This is a genomic window from Albidovulum salinarum (assembly GCF_025673475.1).
In the GTDB taxonomy this organism is placed as follows: Bacteria; Pseudomonadota; Alphaproteobacteria; order Rhodobacterales; family Rhodobacteraceae; genus Albidovulum; species Albidovulum salinarum.
The window spans coordinates 83,005-99,784 of sequence record NZ_JAOVQO010000004.1; the positions used below are offsets into that span (position 1 = coordinate 83,005).

Consider the following 16,780-nt stretch of genomic DNA (forward strand, 5'->3'; position numbering starts at 1 on the left):
TCTTGCTCCAAATATCCCCGCCGGAGGCAAGAATCTAGCGCGCCGACCGCCCCGGGATCAGACTGAGACAGAAGATCGCGGCGGCCGCGGCGACGATCGACGGCCCGGCCGGCGTGTCGAAGCCGAGCGAGGCCCAGAGCCCCGCCAGGACCGCGACGATGCCAAGCCCGACCGCCCAGGCCGCCATCGCCTCGGGCGTACGCGCAAAGGCGCGCGCGCTCGCCGCCGGGATGATCAGCATGGCCGCGACGAGAAGCGCGCCGACGATCTTGATCGCCACTGCCACCACCAGCGCCAGCGCCAGCGTCAGCACCAGCTTCTCGCGCCGCGGATCGAGCCCGGCGGCCTGCGCCAGTTCCTCGTTCACGGTGGCGGTCAGAAGCCGGTTCCAGCGCCAAGCGAGGAGCGCCAGCACAGCCGCCGCGCCACCCCAGATCCAGACCAGGTCGCCCCGCGTCACCGACAGGACGTCGCCGAAGAGATAGGCCGAGAGGTCGACCCGCACTCCCTTGAGGAACGAGACAGCGACCAGCCCGAGCGCGAGCGCTGAATGCGCGAGTACGCCGAGAGCAGTATCGGCGGTCCGGCCCCGCCCGCTCAGCCCCGCCACCGCAAGCGCCATCGCGAGCGCCACGACGCCGGTGCCGAAGGCCACCGGCAGCTCGGTCGCCAGCGCCAGCGCGACGCCGAGCACCGCGGCATGGGCGGTCGCATCCCCCATATAGGCCATCCGCCGCCAGACGACGAAGGCTCCCAAGGGTCCCGCGGCCAGCATCAGGCCGATCCCGGCCAGGGCCGCCCGGATCAGGAAATCGTCAGGCATCCTCGGCCTCATGCGCGTGATCGTGGTGGTGATGATGGTGCGGCCCTTCGCCGTGGTCATGGTCATGGTCATGCTCATGGCGATAGAGCGCCAACGCCCCGCCGGTGCCGTGACCGAAGAGCGCCCGGTACTCCGGCGCCGCCGACACGACCTTCGGCGCACCCTCGCAGCAGACATGGCCATTGAGACAGATCACCCGGTCCGAGGTACTCATCACCACATGCAGGTCATGGCTGACCATCAGCACCGCCGCGCCGCTCTCCTGCCGCACCTCCTCGAGAAGCCGGTAGAAGGCGGCCTCGCCGATCTGGTCGAGGCCCTGGGTCGGCTCGTCGAGGATCAGGATCTCGGGCCGGCCAAGCAACGCCCTCGCCAGGAGCACCCGCTGCAACTGGCCGCCCGACAGGGCCGACATCTGCCGCGCCCCGAGCCCGCCGACGCCGGTCCGCTCCAGTGCCGCCGCGGCCTCGGCATCGGCGACGCGGCGCGGCAGCGACAGGAAGCGGCGCACCGTCAGCGGCAGCACCGGATCGATCTGCAGCCGCTGCGGCACGTAGCCGATCCGCAGCCCTGGCCGCCGCACGACCGCGCCCGCCGCCGCCGGCTCGAGCCCGATCAGCGCCCGGACCAGCGTCGACTTGCCCGAGCCGTTCGGCCCGAGGATCGTCACGATCTCGCCCGCCCGCACGGCGATGTCGACATCCCGCAGCACCGGGAGCGCCCCGTGGCGGACCGCGAGGCCGCGCGCCTCGATCAGGGTCATGCCGCCGTCTCCCGGCAGGCCGGGCAAAGGCCGAGCGCCTCGATGTTCATCCGCTCGACCGAAAAGCCGATCGTCGTGGCGGCGCTGTCCATCGCCGCCCGCACCGCCTCGGCCGGGGCTTCCGCGACCGCACTGCAGGAGCGGCAGATGAAGAAGGCCGGGCTGTGCGCCTCGCCCGGATGCATGCAGGCGGCGAAGGCATTGAGCCGCCGGATCCGGTGCGCGAGCCCCTGGTCGACGAGGAAATCGAGCGCCCGGTAGGCCACCGGGGGCTGGTTGCCGAACCCGTCCTCGGCGAGCCGCTCCAGCACCTCGTAGGCCCCCATCGCGCGATGCGATTCGAGCAGGATCTCGAGCGCCCGCCGCCGGACCGGCGTCAGCCGGGCACCGCGGTCCGCGCTCACCGCCTCGGCGCGGCGCAGGACATCGCCAGCACAATCCGCATGATCATGGGCCTCGAAGGCGAGGCCCGGGTCGGAGAATCTGCGCGGATCGGTCATCTGAGGGGACTTTCGGGTTGACATGTTATGCTATAACATACAAGACACCCACCCGAGCCGCAATCCCCGATGGATCCCCGATGCGCCTGACCGTGCCCCTTCTCGCCGCCCTGACGCTCGCGGCCACGCCGCTCAAGGCCGGCCCGCTCGCGGTCGTGACCGACATCCCGGTCGTGCAGTCGCTGACCGCGCTGGTGATGGGCGATCTCGGCACGCCGGCGCTGCTTCTGGAGGCCGGGGCCGATCCGCATGACTTCCAGCTTCGCCCTTCTCAAGTTCGCGCGCTGCAGAGCGCAGAGCTCGTGATCTGGGTCGGGCCGGAGATGACCCCCTGGCTCGAGCGGGCACTCGCCGCCGCCCCCGAGGTCACCACGGTATCGCTCCTCCACGACAAGTCCACGCATCTGCACCATTACGGCGAAGAGCCGACCACCGAGGTATCGCATGCGGATCACGGATCGACGCACAGCGAAGACGCGCACGGCGCGGAGGGAATCGACCCCCATGCCTGGCTCGACCCCGACAACGCCGCGCTCTGGATCGGTCTGATCACAGACGCGCTCGTGGCCCGTGATCCCGGCAATTCGGTCGCGTACCGGGCCAATGCCTCGCTGGCGCTGATGCGGATCAAGACCATCGACCAGGCGCTCGCCAAGCGCCTCGCCCCGCATGGCGACGCGGGCTTCGTGGTTGCCCATGACGCCTACGGTTACTTCGCCGAGCACTACGGGCTGACGGTCACCGCGAGCCTCGCGTCGGGCGACGCGCACGAACCGGGCGCCGCGCATCTGTCCGAGGTGCGCGGCCACCTCGAAGCCGGCGTGGCGGACTGCATCTTCGCCGAGATCGGGCGCGACCCGGCCCCGGTCGAGACACTCGCCGAGGGCACGCCGGTCCGGATCGGCGCACCGCTCGACCCCGAAGGGCGCGGCGAGGCGACCGGGGCGGAACTCTACCCGGCGCTGCTGCAAAACCTCGGCACCGCCATCGCCGACTGCCTGGATGCCGACTGAGGCGGCTGGGACGGGTCGTTGGCTCCGGGCAGTTAGCCGTTCGGTCTTCTGCCCATTGTGATATTCGGAATTTGCGCGGCGCGAACCCCAAGGCTACGCTTGGCTTGCGAATGTGTTCGGGAATGGGTGACCGCATGCCTGCATATCTTATCGCCGACGAGACAATCACGGACCCGGCCGTCTTCGAAGAGTATAAGCGGGCGGTTTTGCCTTTGATCAGCAAATACGGCGGGCGCTTCCTTTCTCGTGGAGGAGATCTGGAAGTACTGGAGGCGGGGAGAGATTGGACGCCCGATCGCATGGTCATTATTGAGTTTCCCAGCATGGCGGCGCTCAAGGAATGGTACAACTGCGCCGACTACGCGCCGGTTCGGGACATTCGCTTCCGCTCGGCCACAAGCACTTTGGTCGCGCTCGATGCCGGTTCGGCCGGTACAGTTGCCTGATCGGGAAGTGCGACACGGCTGCGGATCGAAACGCTAGCGGTCAAGCCTGGCTTCGAACCAACGCGCAACCGATCTTCGTGCGAGGCCGCGCAGTGTACGACATGCGGGGCATTGCAGAGGCAATCACCTGTCCAAGATTGCCGAGCGCGTTCAAGGCCACGTCGTCTTCCGCATGTACCAACCGCTGAAAAGGGGAGACTTGCTATGGAGCTGATCAATCATTGCAGCCAGCCCCGCCGCGAATGGCGTCCAGGCGTTTTGACGCGCATGCGCGTCTCGGCGCTGACGGACGCCTCGGCGCTTTCAATCTTTGAACAGTGGTGTGAGCCAGGACTCGGCGCCCCCACCCATTGGCATCCGGCCGAAGAGGTTCTGACGGTGTTGTCCGGCGTGGCCGAGATCTGGATCGACGGCGAACGGGTTCGTGCGAATGCAGGTTACTCAGCGCTGATACCTGCGAAACGACGCCACGGGTTCCGCAATTGCGGCGACGGCGAACTGCACATGTTGGCCGTTCTCGCTTCGCCCATATTCGAAGCGCAATTTGATGGAAGCACAGAGGTCACACGTCGCTGGATGCCGGGAAGCGAGGTGTAAGCCGCGCCAGCCGAGACCGGGCGGACAATGGGACGGAACGCGTCCCATTGCGGACCAATACGCCGAACGGCCAAGACAAACCCCGGCGCGGGGCCGGGGTTTTCAGCGGATCACTTGTCGTCGTCTTCGTCGTCGTCATCGCCATGCGGCAGGTTGAAGAAGCTGTCGGCATTGGAATAGTCTGCCGGGTTCTTCTCCTCGTCGTCCTCTTCGGACTTTGACAGCGAGAAGTTCTCGAGCCCCGCGATCGACGAGGGGATCTTCGGCTCGGTCGACATGCCGAGCGACTGCTCGGTCGATACCAGCTTGCGACGCTCGTCGTCGGTCATCACCGAGCCCTCGGCGGCGCGCTTCTTCGCGGCCTTCTGGACGGCGGCGTCCAGTTCCGACTGGCGGCAGAGGCCGAGCGCTACCGGGTCGATCGGCGTGATGTGGTTGATGTTCCAGTGCGTCCGGTCGCGGATCGAGGCGATGGTCGGCTTGGTGGTGCCGACGAGCTTGCCGATCTGGGCATCCGCGAGCTCGGGGTGGAACTTCACCAGCCACAGGATCGCCGCCGGCCGGTCCTGCCGCTTCGACAAGGGCGTGTAGCGCGGACCCCGACGCTTCTCCTCGCCCACCGAGGCGGGGTTGAACTTCAGCTTCAGCTTGTGCAGCGGGTTCTTCTCGCCCTTCTCGATCTCGGACGCGTCGAGCTGGCTGTTGGCGATCGGGTCGAATCCCTTGACGCCCGCGGCCACGTCGCCATCGGCGATGCCCTGCACCTCGAGCTCGTGCAGGCCGCAGAAATCGGCGATCTGCTTGAAGCTCAGCGTCGTGTTGTCCACCAGCCAGACGGCCGTGGCCTTGGCCATGAGCGGTTTGGTCATAGGCGTCTCCTTTACAAATCTCTCCCGCGCCGGGAAAACGGCCGCGACCCTCGGGCCGCCTTTCCTCGTTTTCGGGGAAGTTCAGCGGCTATATAGTCCTTCCGGGCAAAGGAGGAAAGAGAAAATGCGCTGGCTTGCCGCCCTTGCCCTGCTGGCCGCACCAGCCCTCGCCGAGGGCGAGCCGGCGGGCGCGTTCGACTACTACATCCTGTCGCTCTCCTGGTCGCCAGGCTATTGCGCGCTGGAGGGTGACGCGCGCGGCGACAAGCAGTGTGATCCGGGCCAAGCTTTCAGCTTCACCCTGCACGGGCTCTGGCCGCAGTTCGAGAGCGGCTGGCCGAGCTACTGCCGCACCGCCGAGCGCGATCCCTCGCGCCGCGAGACGCGAGCGATGGCCGACATCATGGGCTCGGCCGGGCTCGCCTGGTATCAGTGGAAGAAACATGGCCGCTGCTCGGGCCTCGCCCCGGACGCCTACTTCGACACCGCGCGACGGGCCTACGGGCAGGTCCGGATCCCAGAGCTGCTGGCCCGGCTCGACCGCGACCTGCGCCTGCCGGCGGAGGTCGTCGAGGAGGCCTTCATCGAGGCCAATCCCGGACTCGCGCCGCCGATGATCACGATCACCTGCAAGGCCGGGCGGATCCAGGAGGCGCGGATCTGTCTCACGCGCGATCTCGGCTTCCGGCCCTGTGGCGCCGACGCGGCGCGTGACTGCCGGATGCCCGGCGCGCTGCTGGAGGCGGTGCGTTAAGGCATCTGGTGCGGGACGATGCTCATGTGAACCTCTGGGGCTCCCAAGAGACCTGAGGTCCGATTCCGATTCTTCATGGCAGCGATGAGGAGAGACAGAAGCGTAGGGCGCTTTCGATCGGCCTGCGGTAACGGGCGCGGGTGTCGTCAGGGCCACCCTCAAGAGGCTGCTCCGTCGAGTTCGACATGTCTGCCTTAGGGTTGAGTCGAAGCGTCCCATTCACCCAAGTATTTATGGTAAAATTGAAAATTGCTCCGGGACGGTCCCGGCGCAGGAATAAGAGGATTCATCCTCGGGGGGGATATCATGACCGCTAGGACAGCGAGCGAGCTGCGCGAACTCATCAGGGGCGACGTGATCGTTCCGGACGACGCGGAGTTCGAAGCGGCCCGCAAGGTTCACAATGGCATGATCGACAAGCGTCCGGCGGTCGTCGTGCGCGTGGCGAATGCCGGCGACGCGATGACGACCGTCAACTTTGCCCGCGACAATCGCCTGGACCTGTCGGTTCGCGGCGGCGGGCACAGCGGACCGGGGTTCGGCACCAATGACGGCGGGGTCGTGCTGGACTTTTCCCGCATGCGCGGGGTCCGGGTCGATCCGGTCGCCCGGACCGTCCGGGCGGAGGGCGGCACGACCTGGGGCGATTTCAACGCCGCGACGCATGCCTTCGGGCTGGCCACGACCGGCGGCGTGATCTCGACAACCGGCATCGCCGGGCTGACGCTCGGAGGCGGCATCGGCTATCTGTCGCGCGGGCACGGGCTGTCGCTCGACAACCTGATCTCCGCCGACGTGGTGACCGCCGATGGCAGGATGGTGATCGCGAGCGAGAACGAGAATGCCGACCTCTTCTGGGCGCTGCGCGGCGGCGGCGGAAACTTCGGGGTCTGCACCTCGCTCGAATACAAGCTGCAGCCGCTCCAGAACGTCTACTGGGGGCCGATGTTCTACGAGATCGAGGAGACCGAGAACATCTTCAAGTTCTACCGAGACTACATCAAGACGGCCCCGCGCGAGATGGGCTGCTTCCCGGCGTTCCAGATCGCGCCGCCGCTGCCCTTCATCCCGGAGAACCGGCACGGCGACATGTTCGCCGCCATCGTGGCCTGCTGGTCCGGTGACCCGGCGGAGGGTGAGCGCCAGTTCAAGGCGTTCCACGAAGTCGCCGAGGTCAAGGCCGAGATGGTCGGCCCGTTGCCCTACCCGGCGATCAACGGCGCCTTCGACGGGCTGTTCCCGACCGGCATCCGCCAGTACTGGAAGGGCAACTTCGTCAAGGAGTTGACCGACGAGGCGATCGCCGCCCATGTGAAGCACGGGCCGAACGCGCCGACCGTCAGCTCGACCATGCACCTCTACCCGATCGACGGCGCCTGCCAGGATGTGGCCGCCGATGCTACGGCCTTCGGCCACCGCGACGCGAACTTCTCCATGGTCATCATCGCCGCCTCGGACGATCCGGCGCATGATGCCGCGCATACCAAGTGGGTGCGGGATTACTCGGACGCCGTGGCGCCGCATTCCGAGCCCGGCGGCTATATCAACTTCATGGACGACGACGACAGCGGGCGGGTGCAGGACAACTATGGCGGCAACTACGAGCGGCTGGTCCAGATCAAGCGCCGCTACGACCCCGACAACCTGTTCCGGATCAACCAGAACATCGCGCCCTGACCGGGGGCGCTTCCGGTACGCGCCCTGCCCCCGGAGCTCCGTTCGCGGAGCCCCGGGAGGGAAGCGTTTCTTTCGATCGCGAGGGCATCGACTGTCGCGGTCGGCGCCCCGCTCGCCTCAGTGGCGGCGGCGCAGGGTTTCCGGGCGGCCGGGGAGTGACAAACGGGCGTCGCCGCGCGCGCTCCGGGCGATCACCTTGCCCTTGGCGATCACCGCGAGGCGGGCGGCGCGGAGTCTCAGCGCCTCGGTCGGGCTGGCGGCGTCAAGGATGACGAGCGAGGCGACGTCGCCCTTCTTCAGCCCGTAGCCCTGAAGCCCCATGATCCGGGCGTTGGCATTGGTCACCATGTCGAAGCAGCGCGCCATCTCATCCGGATGGGTCATCTGCGTGACGTGGAGCCCCATGAAGGCGACGTCGAGCATGTCGGCGGTGCCGAGCGAATACCATGGGTCCATGACGCAGTCCTGACCCCAGCCGACGGTGATGCCGTGGGCCTGCATCTCCTTCACCCGCGTGAGGCCCCGGCGCTTCGGATAGGTGTCGTGGCGGCCCTGAAGGGTGATGTTGATCAGCGGATTGGGGATCGCCGCCATGCCGCTTTCGGCCATCAGGGGCAGGAGCTTCGAGACGTAGTAATTGTCCATCGAATGCATCGAGGTGAGATGCGAGCCGGCCGCCCTGCCCTTCAGCCCGTGGCGGGTGACCTCGCGCGCCAGCGTCTCGACATGGCGGCTCATCGGGTCGTCGGTCTCGTCGCAGTGGAGATCGAGCATAAGACCGCGCTCGGCGGCGATGCGGGCGAGGTCGGCGACGCTCTCGCGGCCCTCCTCCATCGTGCGTTCGAAATGCGGGATGCCGCCGACGACGTCGACGCCGCGGCCGAGCGCGCGGATCAGGTTCTCGCGGCCCGTCTTGGTGCGGTAGAGCCCGTCCTGGGGAAAGGCGACGAGCTGGAGGTCGATATAGGGGGCGACCTTCTTCTTCACCTCCAGGAGCGACTCGACGCCGCGCAGATGATCGGGCGTGGTGTCGACATGGGAGCGGATCGCGAGAAGCCCCATCGAGGCCGCCCAGTCGCAATAGGTGAGCGCGCGGGCGACCATCTCCTCGACCGTCGCGATCGCGCGGAGTTCGCCCCAGAGTGCTATGCCCTCAAGGAGCGTGCCGGAGGCGTTCACCCGCGGGATGCCGTAGGAAAGCGTCGCGTCCATGTGGAAATGCGGATCGACGAAGGGCGGTGAGACGAGGTCGCCGGTGGCGTCGATCACCTCCTTCGCCCCGGCCTCCACCCGGCCGGTGGCGGCGATGCGGTCGCCGGCGATGGCGATGTCGGAGACCGTGCCGTCGGGGAGCGTGCCCCCCTTGATCAGAAGGTCGAACATCTAGCGTTCCCCCTTGTTGAACGGGACCATCAGCGCGGCCGGCACCTCGGCGCGGCGCGACATCAGGATGAGGGCGAGGATCGATAGGACGTAAGGCACCATCAGGAACACCTGGTAGGGCACGACCGCGCCCATCGGCGTCTGCTGGAGCCTGACCTGCAGCGCGTCGAAGGCGGCGAAGAGGAGCGCGCCGAGGGCTGCCTTGCCGGGCCGCCAGGCGCCGAAGACGACGAGCGCGATGCAGATCCAGCCGCGGCCGTTGACCATCTCGAAGAAGAAGGACGAGAAGGCCGACATGGTGAGGAACGCGCCGCCCACCGCCATCAGGCCGGAGCCGACGATCACCGCGCCCATGCGGATCGCGGTGACGGAGAGGCCCTGCGCCTCGACCGAGGCCGGGTTTTCGCCCGCGGCGCGCAGGGCGAGGCCGAGCGGCGTGCGGTAGAGGGTGAAGGCGACGACGGCGATGAGGGCGAAGGCGAGGTAGGTGAGCGGGGTCTGGGCGAAGACGGCCGGGCCGATGAGCGGGATCTCCGAAAGGTAGGGGATCGCGAAGGGCTGGAAGGGCGTGATCTTCGGCGGCGAGGTGACTTCGGGAAGCGATATCCGGTAGGCGAAGCTCGCGCTCGCGGTGGCCAGAAGCGTGACGCCGAGGCCGACGACATGCTGGCTGAGGCCGAAGGGCACGGTGAGCGTCGCGTGGAGGAGGCCGAAGAGCATGCCCGCCAGCATCGCGACGAGGACGCCCGCCCAGAGCCCCGCGCCGAGATAGACCGCCATCCAGCCGGCGAAGGCGCCGATCACCATGATCCCCTCGATGCCGAGGTTGAGCACCCCGGCGCGCTCGCAGATCAGCTCGCCCAGCGTGGCGAAGATCAAGGGCGAGGCGATGCGGACGGCGGCGGCCCAGAAGCTCGCGGTGAGGAGGATGTCGAGGATCTCCATCAGCGCCACCTGATCCGGGCGCGGGTGAGGCGGAGCGCCAGCACCATGGTCAGGAGCGCGGTCGCCGTCAGGATGTCGGCGATGTAGGTCGGCACGCCTGCGGCGCGGCTCATGCTGTCGGCGCCGACGAAGACGCCGGCGACGAAGAGCGCGGAGAGCACCACCCCGAGCGGATTGAGGAGCGCCAGCATCGCGACGATGATGCCGGTGTAGCCGAAGCCCGGCGAGAGGTCCAAGGTGAGGTTGCCCTTCAGCCCCGCGACCTCGGAGAAGCCCGCAAGTGCCGCCAGCCCGCCGGAGAGGAGCGCGGTCTTGACCATGACGCGGCCGACCGGGATGCCGGCGAAGCGCGCGGCCTCGGCGTTGAGGCCGACGGCGCGGATCTCGTAGCCGAGCGTGGTGCGGGTCTGGATCACCCAGACCGCGATGGCCGCGAGGATCGCCAGCGCGAAGCCCCAGTGCAGGCGCAGCCCGTCGACGATGCGCGGCAGGCGGGCGGCTTTCTCGAGCGCGGGGGATTTCGGCCAGCCCATGCCCATCGGGTCCTTCATCGGCCCTTCGAGGAGGTAGGAGACGAAGAGGAGCATGATGAAGTTGAAGAGGAGCGTGGTCACGACCTCGTCGACGCCGAGGCGGGTCTTGAGGAGCACCGGGCCGAGGAGGACGAGCGCGCCTGCGAGCATCGCGGCGAGCGCGATAACGGGGAGGAGGAGCGCCGAGGGCAGCGGCAGCGCCCCGGTACCGAGGAGCACGGTGACGATGGCGCCCGCGTAGAGCTGGGCCTCAGCGCCGATGTTCCAGAGCTTCGCTCGGAACGCCACGGCGACGGCGAGGCCGGTGAAGATGAGCGGCGTCGCGCGGCTCAAAGTTTCGAGAAGTGCAAATTTCGACCCCGCAGCGCCCTTCAGGATCAGCCCCAATGTTGCAAAAGGATTAGCACCTGCAAGGAGCGCGAGGAGCGAGGCGACCAGCACGGTGAGCGCCAGCGCGGTGGCGGGCAGGCCGAAGCGGCGGAGCGCCGTGGGATTGGCGATCGGCTCAAGCCGCATCGGCGCCTCCGTCGAAGCCCTGCCCCGCCATCCAGATCCCGAGCTCGGCCGGGGTCTTGGTGCCGCGCGGGAAGGCGGGCGAGAGCCGGCCCTCGTAGATCACATGGATGCTGTCGGAAAGCGCCATGATCTCGTCGAGGTCCTCGGAGATCAGGAGGACCGCCGCCCCTCGGTCGCGGGCGGCGATGAGCTGGCCGTGGACGAAGGTGACGGCACCGATGTCGAGGCCCCGGACCGGCTGGTTGGCGAGGATGATCTTCGGGCCCGCTTCGAGCGCGCGGCCGAGGATCAGCTTTTGCATGTTGCCGCCGGAGAGGAGCCGGATCCGCGCCGAGGGTCCGGGGCAGCGGACGTCGTAGGTGTCGATGATCTTCCGCGCGAAGCCCTCGGCGGCGGCCCAGTCCATCCAGCCCTTCCGGCTGTAGGGGGCGGCCTCGTAGCTTTCGAGAACCGCGTTCTCGGTCAGCGAGAAATCGGCGACGGTGCCGGTGCGGTGGCGGTCCTCGGGGATGCGGGCGATGCCGGCGGCAAGGGCGGCGCGCGGCGACCAGTCGCCATGATGCGGCGGGGTCAGGTCCATCGTACCGCTGGCGGGTTCGTCGAGCCCGCCGATGAGATCCGCAAGCGCGGCCTGACCGTTGCCGGAGACGCCCGCGAGGCCGGTGATCTGGCCCGCGCGGAGCGTCAGGTCGATGCCCGCGAGCCCCGGCGCATTGCCGCGCCGGGCCGTCGTCACCCGCCGCAACGTCAGGAGCGGGGCGCCCGGGTCACGCTCTGCGAGTTTCGGCGCGGTGATCTCGGCGCCGACCATCATCTCGGCCAACCTGTGGCGGTCGGTGTCGGCGGTCGCGACCTCGCCCGCGAGGCGGCCGTGGCGCAGCACGAGGACGCGCGAGGAGATCGCCATCACCTCGTTCAGCTTGTGCGAGATGAAGATGACCGAGAGGCCGAGTTCAACGGCTTTCCGCAGCGTCTCGAAAAGCGCCGCCGTCTCCTGCGGGGTCAGCACCGCTGTGGGCTCGTCGAGGATCAGGATGCGGGCATCGCGGTAGAGCGCCTTGAGGATCTCCACCCGCTGGCGTTCGCCGACCGAGAGCGCGCCGACGCGGGCGTCGGGGTGGACGGCGAGGCCGAAATCGGCGGAGAGCTTGGCGACCTTCGCCCGTGCCGCCCCGGTGTCGAGCCGAGGCGAGAGCAGCGAGCCGGTGCCGAGGAGGATGTTCTCCAGCACCGTCATATTGTCGGCGAGCGTGAAGTGCTGGTGCACCATGCCCACCCCCGCCGCGAGGGCGGCGCGGGGATGGCCGGGCGGCAACCGCCGCCCGAACACCTCGACGGTTCCCGCATCGGCGGTGTAGTGGCCGAAGAGGATGTTCATCAGCGTGGTCTTGCCGGCGCCGTTCTCGCCGAGAAGGGCGACGACCTCGCCCTTCCGCAGCTCGAACGAGATCGCGTCGTTGGCGAGAAGCGCCCCGAACCTTTTGGTGATGCCGTCGAGGCGGAGGACGACCTCCGCCCCCTCGCCCCCAGCCATCAGGAGGACTTCGGCTCTTCGTCGTTGATCTCGACGGTGAAGCTGCCGTCCCTGATCGCGGCCTCGCGCTCGGCCACCAGCGCCATTGCCTCGGCGGGCACCTTGCCCTCGAACGTGCCGAGGGGGGCGAGCGAGCAGCCGCCTTCCTTGAGGAAGGAATAGGTGCCGTAGTTGTCGGCCTTGAAGCTGCCGCCGGCGACGGCGGCGAGGGCGGCGTTCAGCGTCGGTTCGAAATGCCAGAGCGCGGAGGCGACGACGGTCTCGGGGTAGTCCCCTTGGGTGTCGATCACGTTGCCAACGGCGAGGATGCCGCGTTCCTGAGCCGCGTCCGAGACGCCGAAGCGTTCGGCATACATGAGGTCCGCGCCGTTATCGATCATCGCGAAGGCGGTCTCCTTGGCCTTCGGCGGGTCGAACCACGAGCCGATGAAGCTCACCTGGAAGGTGGCGTCGGGCTTCGTCTCGCGCACGCCGGCGATGAAGGCATGGATCAGCCGGTTCACCTCGGGGATCGGGAAGCCGCCGACGACGCCGATATTTCCCGACTGCGTCATCGCGCCGGCGATGATGCCGGAGAGATAGGAAGCATCCTGGATGTAGTTGTCGAAGACGGCGAGGTTCGGATGCGCCTCGTCATGGAGGAACGACGAGCCGAGGAGAAACGCCGTCTCGGGATATTCGTCGACGACCTCGCGCGCCTCCTGCTCGACGCCGAAAATCTCGCCGATGATGAGCTTTGCGCCCTGCTCGGCATATTCGCGCATGACGCGGGGATAGTCGGTGTTGGTGACGTTCTCGGTGAAGGTGTATTCGGCGCCACCGGCCGCGACGGCGGCCTCGGCGGCGACATGGATGCGGCTCACCCATTGCTGTTCGACCGGCACGGTGTAGATGCCCGCGACCTTGATCGGGTCGGCGGCGAGAAGTCGTTTCGGCAGTCCGACGATCCCGGTCGCGGCGACGGCGCCCGCACTCGCCATGAGGTGCCGCCGGCTCAGCCCGGCCGGCTTGATCCTTCCAGTCATGTTCAACTCCCTGTCGGTTTGTTGCACTCCCTCGCGAAAATTTTTATCAATTGGTAAAGTTTTTTCAGATTCGCGCAAGAAAATTCTAAGCCAGCGGCGGCAAAAGGGAATGCCGGTCTTGGGCCGCGCATTCCGGGCCGCGACCGGCCTGCCCGCTCAGACGCCGACATAGGCGGCGAATTGCGGCGCATCGGCGCGAAGGCCGGCCGCCGGGACGGTTTCGGCGACGCTGCCGCCCGTCATGAAGGCGATGCGGTCGGCGACCGACAGGGCCGCATCGACGCGCTGCTCGACGAGGATCGTCGCGACGCCGGTTTTCTTGAGCGCCACCACGGTGTCTCGGATCAGCGCGATCATCGAGGGCTGCAGCCCCTCGGTCGGCTCGTCGAGAAGGAGGACCTTTGGCTCGAGGCAGAGCGCGCGGGCAATGGCGAGCATCTGCTGCTCGCCGCCCGAGAGCGTGCGCGAGACTTGCCCCATTCGCTCGCGGAGCCGGGGAAAGAGCGCCAGCACCCGGTCGCGGGTGCGGGCGTCGCGCTTGCGGGTCATCAGGCCGATCTCGATGTTCTCGGCCACCGTCAGGTCGCCAAAGAGCCGCCGCCCCTGCGGCACATAGCCGACGCCCTGGCGCGGCACCTCGTGCGCGGGCAGGGTTTCGAGCCGGGCGCCGTCAAGCACGATGGTCCCGGCGCTGGCGCGGAGCTGACCGATGATGGTCTTGAGCGTGGTGGACTTTCCCGCACCGTTCCGGCCCATCAGGCAGAGGACCTCGCCCGCCGCGACGGAGAGGGAAAGCCCGCGCAGCACCTGGACGGCGCCGTAGCCCGCCTCGATCCCCTCAAGCCGCAGCATGAGGATCCCCCAGGTAGGCCGCCTGCACCGCCTTGTCGGCGCGGATCGTCTTCGGCGTGCCGGTCGCCAAGACCTCGCCGAAGTTCAGCACAGTGATACGGTGAGCGAGGTCCATGACCACGTCCATGTTGTGCTCGATGAGGAGCACCGTCGCCTCCGGCACCACGCCGCGCACGATGTCCTTGAAGGTCTCGATCTCGCCTTGCGCGAGGCCCTGCGTCGGCTCGTCGAGGATCAGGAGCTTTGGCTTCAGCGCGAGGCCCATCGCCACTTCGAGAAGCCGCTGGTGGCCGTAGCTGAGGGTGCCCGCGATCTGGTCGGCGCGCGCCTCGAGCCCGACGCGGGTCAGCGCCTCGGTCGTGTCCTCGGCAAGACGGCGGGAATGGCGGCTCTGGACCGCGAGGGCGACGTTGTCGAAGACCGTGAGCGCGCCGTAGACTTGGGTGATCTGGAACGTATAGGCGATGCCCGCGCGGACGCGGGCATGGGCGGGGGTGCGGGTGATGTCGCGCCCGGCGAAGCGGATCGTGCCGGACTGGACCGGGATGCGGCCCGAAAGGAGGCTCACGAAGGTGGTCTTGCCGGCGCCGTTCGGGCCAATGAGGGCGTGGATCTCGCCCTCCTCAAGGTCGAAATCCACCCCGTCGACGGCCTTCAGCCCGTCGAAATGGCGGGTGAGCCCGCGCGCCTCCAGAAGCGTCACGGCAGCCATCTGAGCCCCCGTTCGCGGAGCGTGCCGAGGATGCCCTTCGGCGCGAAGAGGATGAGCAGGACCAGAGCCGCGCCGGTGACGAACTGGTGGGCGTCGGTCACCGAGGAGGCGTAGTCGATGAGGTAGAACATCAGGAGCGCGCCGAGGAACGGGCCGATCACCGTGCCCGCGCCGCCGAGAAGGACGTAGAGAAGCGGCAGGATCGAGTATTGCACCGAGGCGAGGCTCGCCCCGGCATAGCCGAACATCAGCGCGTAGGCCGCGCCGGAGAGGCCGGAATAGAGGCCGGAGATCGTCAGCGCCGCGAGCTTCACCGTGAACGGGTTGTAGCCGAGCATGCGGCTTCGCTCCTCGTTCTCGCGCATCGCCACCATGATCCGGCCGCGCGGCGAGCGGGCGAGCCAGAGGTTGACGAGAAGGGCGGCCGCGAAGAGCGCGAAGGCCACGAGGTAGCGGGTGTTGTCGTCGGAGAGATCGAGGCTCCCGAGCATGCGGCCGGCCTTGGGGATCACGATCCCCTCGTCGCCGCGGGTGTAGCTGCCGAAGTAGAGCACCGTCAGGTAGCCCGCTTGCGCGAACATCAGGGTCACGATCATGAAGGCGACCCCGGCGGTGCGGAGCGCGAAGAGGCCGAGCGCGAAGGCGACGAGCCCCCCGGCGGCGAGCCCGGCGATCAGGCCCGTCGCCGCCGTCCCGTCGGCATGATAGGCGAGAAGCCCGGCGGCATAGAGCCCGGCGCCGAAGAAGAGCGCGTGGCCGAGGCTCAGGAGGCCGGTGTAGCCGAAGGCGATGTTGTAGCCCATCGCGTAGATCGCGAGCACCATGATCCGGGCGATGTTGGTGTGGTGATAGGCGGGTGCCGCGACATGGAACGCGAGAAGTGCGGCGAGGAGGCCGAGGTGGAGGAGAAGCGCCCGGTCGAGCTTCATGCCGCGCGCTTTCCGAAGAGGCCCTGCGGACGCAGGACGAGGATCAGCGCGACGGCGAGCGTGGCCACGATCTTGGCGAGCGTCGGCGCGAAGAAGGTGGAGATGACGCCGTCCGAAAGCCCGATGACAAGGGCCGCGACAAGCGTGCCGCGCAAGCTGCCCAAGCCGCCGATGATGACGACGATGAAGGACAGGAGCAGAGGATCGCCGCCCATCAGGTAATGCGCCTGCTGGATCGGCACGATGAGGACGGCGGCGATGGCGGCGAGCCCCGCCCCCATCGCGAAGACCCCGGCATAGACCCTGTCGACATTGATGCCGAAGGCCCGCGCGGTGTCGCGGTCGATCTGGGTGGCCCGCATGATCAGCCCGGCGCGCGTGTGCCTGAGGATCAGCCAGACCGCCAAGAGCACCAATGCCGCCGCGGCGACAACCGCGAGCTTGTAGCCGGAATAGCCGAACCACGGCAGCTGGATGCGGAAGTTCAGCGGTGCCGGGACCGGGCGCGCGTCGGGGCCGAAAAAGCTCAAGGCCGCCTGTTCGAGGATGTAGAGGAGCCCGATCGTCGCGACGATGGTCGCCTCGGGCTCGTAGTTCAGCCGTTTCAGGACGGCGGTATCGGCGGCCGCCGCGATCGCGCCGACGATCAGCGGGCAGAGGACGATCGCCACCGCGAAGGACAGAGCCGCCGGCCCCGGCACCCATTGCGACACGAACCACGCGAGCACCGCGCCCAGCATGAAAAAGGCGCCATGGGCGACGTTCACCACCCGCATGATGCCGAACACCAATGACAGGCCGGAGGCCGTCAGCGCGAGGACCGCGGCGGTGACGAGGCCCTCCATCAGGGCGAGAAGCAGGAAGGGTCCGAAATCCACGCACAAATCGGGCGGGGATTACGCCCCGCCC

General features: G+C 68.1%; 18 protein-coding genes. 5 read left to right on the forward strand and 13 right to left on the reverse strand.

Features of this window, described 5'->3' with window-relative positions; all coding sequences use genetic code 11:
• Positions 1-34: 34 nt before the first annotated feature.
• Genes OEZ60_RS05250 through OEZ60_RS05260 form a run of 3 tightly spaced genes read right to left on the reverse strand, consistent with a single transcriptional unit; the run spans position 35 to position 2,086 of the window.
• Positions 35-901 carry a metal ABC transporter permease gene (locus tag OEZ60_RS05250; RefSeq protein ID WP_411709785.1) on the reverse strand — a complete coding sequence of 289 codons (867 nt, stop codon included), beginning with the start codon at positions 899-901 and terminating at the stop codon, positions 35-37.
• Complete coding sequence (locus OEZ60_RS05255; RefSeq protein WP_263333922.1) at positions 816-1,586, reverse strand: metal ABC transporter ATP-binding protein; 771 nt, start codon at positions 1,584-1,586, stop codon at positions 816-818. Before OEZ60_RS05255 ends, OEZ60_RS05250 begins: the two co-directional genes overlap by 86 nt.
• Positions 1,583-2,086, reverse strand: coding sequence for a transcriptional repressor (locus tag OEZ60_RS05260; protein WP_263333924.1), 504 nt, complete (start codon positions 2,084-2,086; stop codon positions 1,583-1,585). The genes OEZ60_RS05255 and OEZ60_RS05260 overlap by 4 nt, the downstream gene beginning before the upstream one ends.
• Before the next feature lie 80 nt (positions 2,087-2,166).
• Here OEZ60_RS05260 and OEZ60_RS05265 point away from each other — a divergent pair, with 80 nt between their 5' ends.
• The 3 genes from OEZ60_RS05265 (at position 2,167) to OEZ60_RS05275 (ending at position 4,142) form a co-directional block, all read left to right on the forward strand.
• A complete protein-coding gene (locus OEZ60_RS05265) occupies positions 2,167-3,099 on the forward strand; it encodes a zinc ABC transporter substrate-binding protein (RefSeq protein WP_263333925.1) in 933 nt (310 codons plus the stop codon).
• Positions 3,100-3,221: 122 nt separating this feature from the next.
• Complete coding sequence (locus OEZ60_RS05270; protein WP_263333927.1) at positions 3,222-3,545, forward strand: DUF1330 domain-containing protein; 324 nt, start codon at positions 3,222-3,224, stop codon at positions 3,543-3,545.
• Positions 3,546-3,749: 204 nt separating this feature from the next.
• Positions 3,750-4,142, forward strand: coding sequence for a cupin domain-containing protein (locus OEZ60_RS05275; RefSeq protein WP_263333929.1), 393 nt, complete (start codon positions 3,750-3,752; stop codon positions 4,140-4,142).
• Between the two features lie 110 nt (positions 4,143-4,252).
• Here OEZ60_RS05275 and OEZ60_RS05280 read toward each other — a convergent pair whose 3' ends face one another.
• Positions 4,253-5,011, reverse strand: a complete 759-nt coding sequence (locus OEZ60_RS05280) for a DUF1013 domain-containing protein (RefSeq protein ID WP_263333930.1) — start codon at positions 5,009-5,011, stop codon at positions 4,253-4,255.
• A 124-nt stretch (positions 5,012-5,135) separates the two neighbouring features.
• On the opposite strand from OEZ60_RS05280, the gene OEZ60_RS05285 reads away from it, so the two are divergent.
• Together OEZ60_RS05285 and OEZ60_RS05290 are read left to right on the forward strand one after the other, a co-directional pair.
• The gene (locus tag OEZ60_RS05285; RefSeq protein ID WP_263333932.1) at positions 5,136-5,765 is read left to right on the forward strand and encodes a ribonuclease T2; all 630 of its coding nucleotides are present in this window, start codon (positions 5,136-5,138) and stop codon (positions 5,763-5,765) included.
• A gap of 306 nt (positions 5,766-6,071) precedes the next feature.
• The gene (locus OEZ60_RS05290) at positions 6,072-7,442 is read left to right on the forward strand and encodes an FAD-binding oxidoreductase (protein ID WP_263333934.1); all 1,371 of its coding nucleotides are present in this window, start codon (positions 6,072-6,074) and stop codon (positions 7,440-7,442) included.
• Between the two features lie 117 nt (positions 7,443-7,559).
• Here OEZ60_RS05290 and OEZ60_RS05295 read toward each other — a convergent pair whose 3' ends face one another.
• From OEZ60_RS05295 to OEZ60_RS05335, 9 genes are all read right to left on the reverse strand, one after another.
• Entirely contained in the window at positions 7,560-8,825 is a 1,266-nt protein-coding gene (locus tag OEZ60_RS05295; protein WP_263333935.1) for an amidohydrolase family protein, read from the reverse strand.
• A complete protein-coding gene (locus tag OEZ60_RS05300) occupies positions 8,826-9,770 on the reverse strand; it encodes an ABC transporter permease (RefSeq protein ID WP_263333937.1) in 945 nt (314 codons plus the stop codon).
• The gene (locus tag OEZ60_RS05305; RefSeq protein ID WP_263333939.1) at positions 9,770-10,819 is read right to left on the reverse strand and encodes an ABC transporter permease; all 1,050 of its coding nucleotides are present in this window, start codon (positions 10,817-10,819) and stop codon (positions 9,770-9,772) included. The genes OEZ60_RS05300 and OEZ60_RS05305 overlap by 1 nt, the downstream gene beginning before the upstream one ends.
• A complete protein-coding gene (locus OEZ60_RS05310) occupies positions 10,809-12,353 on the reverse strand; it encodes an ABC transporter ATP-binding protein (RefSeq protein ID WP_263333941.1) in 1,545 nt (514 codons plus the stop codon). The genes OEZ60_RS05305 and OEZ60_RS05310 overlap by 11 nt, the downstream gene beginning before the upstream one ends.
• Positions 12,353-13,378, reverse strand: a complete 1,026-nt coding sequence (locus OEZ60_RS05315) for a BMP family protein (RefSeq protein ID WP_263333943.1) — start codon at positions 13,376-13,378, stop codon at positions 12,353-12,355. Before OEZ60_RS05315 ends, OEZ60_RS05310 begins: the two co-directional genes overlap by 1 nt.
• A gap of 156 nt (positions 13,379-13,534) precedes the next feature.
• Positions 13,535-14,230, reverse strand: a complete 696-nt coding sequence (locus OEZ60_RS05320) for an ABC transporter ATP-binding protein (protein WP_263333945.1) — start codon at positions 14,228-14,230, stop codon at positions 13,535-13,537.
• Entirely contained in the window at positions 14,217-14,933 is a 717-nt protein-coding gene (locus OEZ60_RS05325; RefSeq protein ID WP_263334210.1) for an ABC transporter ATP-binding protein, read from the reverse strand. Before OEZ60_RS05325 ends, OEZ60_RS05320 begins: the two co-directional genes overlap by 14 nt.
• Positions 14,930-15,871: a branched-chain amino acid ABC transporter permease gene (locus OEZ60_RS05330; protein ID WP_263333946.1), complete on the reverse strand. Its 942-nt coding sequence runs from the start codon at positions 15,869-15,871 to the stop codon at positions 14,930-14,932. The genes OEZ60_RS05325 and OEZ60_RS05330 overlap by 4 nt, the downstream gene beginning before the upstream one ends.
• The gene (locus OEZ60_RS05335; protein ID WP_263333948.1) at positions 15,868-16,749 is read right to left on the reverse strand and encodes a branched-chain amino acid ABC transporter permease; all 882 of its coding nucleotides are present in this window, start codon (positions 16,747-16,749) and stop codon (positions 15,868-15,870) included. Before OEZ60_RS05335 ends, OEZ60_RS05330 begins: the two co-directional genes overlap by 4 nt.
• Positions 16,750-16,780: the final 31 nt, after the last annotated feature.

Excerpts from the sequence above, each read along its gene's own strand:
- OEZ60_RS05250 (WP_411709785.1), bottom strand. The coding sequence starts at position 901 with ATGAGCATGACCATGACCATGACCACGGCGAAGGGCCGCACCATCATC.
- OEZ60_RS05255 (WP_263333922.1), bottom strand. The coding sequence starts at position 1,586 with ATGACCCTGATCGAGGCGCGCGGCCTCGCGGTCCGCCACGGGGCGCTC.
- OEZ60_RS05260 (WP_263333924.1), bottom strand. The coding sequence starts at position 2,086 with ATGACCGATCCGCGCAGATTCTCCGACCCGGGCCTCGCCTTCGAGGCC.
- OEZ60_RS05265 (WP_263333925.1), top strand. The coding sequence starts at position 2,167 with ATGCGCCTGACCGTGCCCCTTCTCGCCGCCCTGACGCTCGCGGCCACG.
- OEZ60_RS05270 (WP_263333927.1), top strand. The coding sequence starts at position 3,222 with ATGGGTGACCGCATGCCTGCATATCTTATCGCCGACGAGACAATCACG.
- OEZ60_RS05275 (WP_263333929.1), top strand. The coding sequence starts at position 3,750 with ATGGAGCTGATCAATCATTGCAGCCAGCCCCGCCGCGAATGGCGTCCA.
- OEZ60_RS05280 (WP_263333930.1), bottom strand. The coding sequence starts at position 5,011 with ATGACCAAACCGCTCATGGCCAAGGCCACGGCCGTCTGGCTGGTGGAC.
- OEZ60_RS05285 (WP_263333932.1), top strand. The coding sequence starts at position 5,136 with ATGCGCTGGCTTGCCGCCCTTGCCCTGCTGGCCGCACCAGCCCTCGCC.
- OEZ60_RS05290 (WP_263333934.1), top strand. The coding sequence starts at position 6,072 with ATGACCGCTAGGACAGCGAGCGAGCTGCGCGAACTCATCAGGGGCGAC.
- OEZ60_RS05295 (WP_263333935.1), bottom strand. The coding sequence starts at position 8,825 with ATGTTCGACCTTCTGATCAAGGGGGGCACGCTCCCCGACGGCACGGTC.
- OEZ60_RS05300 (WP_263333937.1), bottom strand. The coding sequence starts at position 9,770 with ATGGAGATCCTCGACATCCTCCTCACCGCGAGCTTCTGGGCCGCCGCC.
- OEZ60_RS05305 (WP_263333939.1), bottom strand. The coding sequence starts at position 10,819 with ATGCGGCTTGAGCCGATCGCCAATCCCACGGCGCTCCGCCGCTTCGGC.
- OEZ60_RS05310 (WP_263333941.1), bottom strand. The coding sequence starts at position 12,353 with ATGGCTGGGGGCGAGGGGGCGGAGGTCGTCCTCCGCCTCGACGGCATC.
- OEZ60_RS05315 (WP_263333943.1), bottom strand. The coding sequence starts at position 13,378 with ATGACTGGAAGGATCAAGCCGGCCGGGCTGAGCCGGCGGCACCTCATG.
- OEZ60_RS05320 (WP_263333945.1), bottom strand. The coding sequence starts at position 14,230 with ATGCTGCGGCTTGAGGGGATCGAGGCGGGCTACGGCGCCGTCCAGGTG.
- OEZ60_RS05330 (WP_263333946.1), bottom strand. The coding sequence starts at position 15,871 with ATGAAGCTCGACCGGGCGCTTCTCCTCCACCTCGGCCTCCTCGCCGCA.